A 4,046-nucleotide genomic window follows, 5' to 3' on the forward strand; every position below is an offset into this window, starting at 1 on the left:
TCCTCGCCGCGACCCTCTCGCCGACCTGGGGCATCTACTCCGGCTACGAACTGTGCGAGAACACCCCGCTCAAAGAGGGCAGCGAGGAGTACCTGAACTCGGAGAAATACCAGCTCACACGCCGCGACTGGAAGGCCGCCGCACGCGAGGGACGCACCATCACCCCACTGCTGACCAGGCTCAACACCATCCGGCGGGAACACCCGGCACTGCGCCGGCTCAGGAATCTCCGCTTCCACCACACCGACAACGACGCCCTCATCGCATACAGCAAGCGCACGGGAAACGACGTCGTCCTGGTGGTCGCCAACCTCGATCCCCACCACGCCCAGGAGGCGACGGTCTCGCTGGACATGCCGCAACTCGGCCTGGACTGGCACGAGTCGGTGCCGGTGCGCGATGAGCTCACCGGCGAGACCTACCACTGGAGCAGGAACAACTACGTGCGTCTCGAGCCGGGGCGGGCTCCCGCGCACGTCTTCCACGTCCTGTCACCGCCCGCCGCGCAAGCGATCGGAGGGGCAGGAACGTCATGACCGTGAACGAGCCCGTGCTGGACACCTTCGAGGACACTCCCGTCAGGGACCGGGACCCGGAGTGGTTCAAACGCGCCGTCTTCTACGAGGTGCTCGTCCGCTCGTTCCAGGACAGCAACGGCGACGGCGTCGGTGACCTGAAGGGCCTGACCGCCAAGCTCGACTACCTCCAGTGGCTCGGCGTCGACTGCCTGTGGCTGCCGCCGTTCTTCAAGTCGCCCCTGCGCGACGGCGGCTACGACGTCTCGGACTACACGGCCGTCCTGCCGGAGTTCGGCGACCTGGCCGACTTCGTGGAGTTCGTCGACGCCGCCCACCAGCGCGGCATGCGCGTGATCATCGACTTCGTCATGAACCACACCAGCGACCAGCACCCCTGGTTCCAGGAGTCGCGCAAGGACCCCGACGGGCCCTACGGCGACTACTACGTGTGGGCCGACGACGACAAGCAGTTCCCCGACGCGCGGATCATCTTCGTCGACACCGAGGCCTCCAACTGGACCTTCGACCCGGTCCGCAAGCAGTACTACTGGCATCGTTTCTTCTCCCACCAGCCGGACCTCAACTACGAAAACCCGGCCGTGCAGGAGGAGATGATCTCCGCGCTGAAGTTCTGGCTGGACCTGGGCATCGACGGTTTCCGGCTGGACGCGGTGCCCTACCTGTACCAGCAGGAGGGCACGAACTGCGAGAACCTCCCGGAGGCGCACGCGTTCCTGAAGCGGGTGCGCAAGGAGATCGACGCCCAGTACCCGGACACCGTGCTGCTCGCCGAGGCCAACCAGTGGCCCGAGGACGTCGTCGACTACTTCGGCGACTACCCCAGCGGCGGCGACGAGTGCCACATGGCGTTCCACTTCCCGGTCATGCCGCGCATCTTCATGGCCGTACGGCGGGAATCCCGCTACCCCGTCTCCGAGATCCTGGCCAAGACCCCGGCCATCCCCTCGAACTGCCAATGGGGCATCTTCCTGCGCAACCACGACGAGCTCACGCTCGAGATGGTCACCGACGAAGAGCGCGACTACATGTGGGCCGAGTACGCCAAGGACCCACGGATGCGCGCCAACATCGGCATCCGGCGCAGGCTGGCCACGCTGCTCGACAACGACCGCAACCAGATCGAGCTGTTCACGGCCCTGCTGCTGGCCCTGCCGGGCTCGCCGATCCTCTACTACGGCGACGAGATCGGCATGGGCGACAACATCTGGCTCGGCGACCGCGACGCGGTGCGCACGCCGATGCAGTGGACGCCCGACCGCAACGCGGGCTTCTCGTCCTGTGACCCGGGGCGGCTGTTCCTGCCGACGATCATGGACCCGGTCTACGGCTACCAGGTCACGAACGTCGAGGCGTCGATGTCCTCGCCGTCGTCGCTGCTGCACTGGACCCGCCGCATGATCGAGATCCGCAAGCAGAATCCCGCCTTCGGACTCGGTACGTACACCGAGCTGCCGTCGACGAACCCGGCGGTGCTCGCGTTCCTCAGGGAGTACGAGGACGACCTGGTGCTGTGCGTGAACAACTTCTCCCGGTTCGCCCAGCCCACGGAGCTGGATCTGAGCGCCTTCGAGGGGCGGCACCCGGTAGAGCTGTTCGGCGGGGTGCGTTTCCCGGCCATCGGCGAGCTGCCGTATCTGCTGACCCTCGGGGGCCACGGTTTCTACTGGTTCCGGCTCCGCGGGGACACCGTATGAGGGCCGTGCGAGGCCTGAAACGGCCTGCTGAGGCCTGATCCGCGGGGCAGGCCTCAAACCCCGCGGCGGGGCGTTTCCACCGCCCCGCCCGGGGCACGCATGAAGAACACCCCACCCGCCCGCGTGAGCCGGAGGGGCGCCGCCGGAGCCGGCCGAAGGCGACGGAGGCGCACCGAGAATGGGTGAAAGGACGCGACGCCATGTCGGAAGCCGTCACACGCACCGTCACCACCCCGCCCGGCCTTCTCGCCTCCCTGGATCCACTGCTGCGGGAATGGCTGCCACGGCAGCGCTGGTTCGCGGGCAAAGGACGCCCGGTCACCGGGTTCACGCTGGTCGAGGCCACCGAGCTGCTCCCCGCCAGCGCCAAGCTGGGCCTGTACCACCTGCTCGTCCGCGCCCATCAGCCGCTCGTGCCGTCCCCCGGCGCGCCCGACCACCCCGGCGACTGCTACCAGCTCCTGATAGGCGTGCGCGAGGCGCTGCCGCCTCGGCTGGCGCCCGCGCTGATCGGACACGTGCCGACGGGGCCGCTGGCCGGCCGCACCGTCTACGACGCCCTGCACGACCCCAGGCCCGCCGAGCTGCTCCTGGAGGCGCTGCGCACCCAGGCCCGTATCGGCAGGCTCCGCTTCGAGCGGGACCCCGGCCAGGACATCCGGTCCGGGCTGGTGCCCCGCCTGGTGACCGCCGAGCAGTCCAACTCGTCGGTCGTCTACGGAGATACGTTCATTCTGAAGCTGTTGCGCCGGATCGTGCCCGGGGTCAACCCCGATCTGGAGCTGCCGCTGGCGCTGGCCCGCGAGGGCTGCCCCCGGGTGCCCGCGCCGACGGCCTGGATGGTCGCCGACATCGACCCCACGGCGGACCCGGTGATCCCGGCGGGCTCGGCGGACCTCGCCGGCCAGCCGTACGTGCTGGGCGTGCTCCAGCCGTTCGTGCAGGGCGCCTCCGACGGCTGGGAGCTGGCGCTGCGCGAGCTGGCCAAGGGCGAGGACTTCGGCGCCGAGGCCCGGGCACTGGGGCGGGCCACCGCCGAGGTGCACACCGCGCTGGCCCGCGCGTTGCCGACGGTCACGCTCGGTCACATGCAGCTCCAGCTCATGGTGGACGGCATGCTCGAGCGGCTGGAGGCGGCCGTCCACGCGGTGCCCGCGCTGCGGCCCTACGCCGACGGGCTGCGGTCGGCGTTCACCGCGCTGGGCGATCTGGCCGCCGAGGGCCGCACCTGGATCGCGCAGCGCGTGCACGGCGATCTGCATCTCGGGCAGTGCCTGCGATCGCCCTCCGGCGAGTGGTGGCTGATCGACTTCGAGGGCGAGCCGGCCCGGCCCCTGCCCGAGCGGCGTATGCCGCAGCCGGCGGTGCGGGATGTCGCCGGCATGCTGCGGTCCTTCGACTACGCGGCCCGCTCGACCGATCCGCCCCAGCCGGACTGGGCCGAGACCTGCCGGTCCGCGTACTGCTCCGGCTACGCGGAGGCCTCCGGCCGCGATCCGCGCACCGACCCGGTGCTGCTGCGCGCCTACGAGACGGACAAGGCGATCTACGAGGTGGTGTACGAGGCCCGGCACCGCCCCGACTGGCTGCCGGTGCCCCTGGCCGCCATAAGCCGGCTCTCCTCGTCCGGCCACCTGACCTGACTGACCCACCTGCGCCCAGGAGGCTGCGCCCGTGACCCCCCGCTCCGAGTCCAGCGGTTCGCATCCGAAGAAGACGGCCGGGGAGAAGATCCCCGAGCAGCCGACGGCCGCCCAGCAGAAGAGCGCCGCGAAGAAGGCGGCGGTACCGAAACAGGCGGCGGCGAAGAAGG

The 4,046-nt window shown here is 69.9% G+C and carries 3 protein-coding genes; all 3 read left to right on the plus strand.

Annotated elements, in window-relative coordinates; all coding sequences use genetic code 11:
* Positions 1-536: alpha-glucosidase C-terminal domain-containing protein (locus tag ACFTZL_RS42145; protein WP_382595082.1), on the plus strand; the 536-nt coding region annotated here is incomplete at its 5' end.
* Positions 533-2,233 (plus strand): maltose alpha-D-glucosyltransferase, encoded by a 1,701-nt coding sequence (treS, locus tag ACFTZL_RS42150; protein WP_382595084.1) that lies wholly within the window; start codon positions 533-535, stop codon positions 2,231-2,233. The genes ACFTZL_RS42145 and treS, both read left to right, overlap by 4 nt.
* Positions 2,234-2,433: 200 nt before the next feature.
* Complete coding sequence (locus ACFTZL_RS42155) at positions 2,434-3,876, plus strand: maltokinase (protein WP_382595087.1); 1,443 nt, start codon at positions 2,434-2,436, stop codon at positions 3,874-3,876.
* Positions 3,877-4,046: the final 170 nt, after the last annotated feature.

The organism is Streptomyces sp. NPDC056948 (genome assembly GCF_042674225.1).
GTDB lineage: Bacteria > Actinomycetota > Actinomycetes > Streptomycetales > Streptomycetaceae > Streptomyces > Streptomyces purpurascens.

What these genes read in the sequence shown, in the direction of transcription:
- ACFTZL_RS42155 (WP_382595087.1), top strand. Translation starts at nt 2,434, where the DNA reads ATGTCGGAAGCCGTCACACGCACCGTCACCACCCCGCCCGGCCTTCTC.
- treS (WP_382595084.1), top strand. Translation starts at nt 533, where the DNA reads ATGACCGTGAACGAGCCCGTGCTGGACACCTTCGAGGACACTCCCGTC.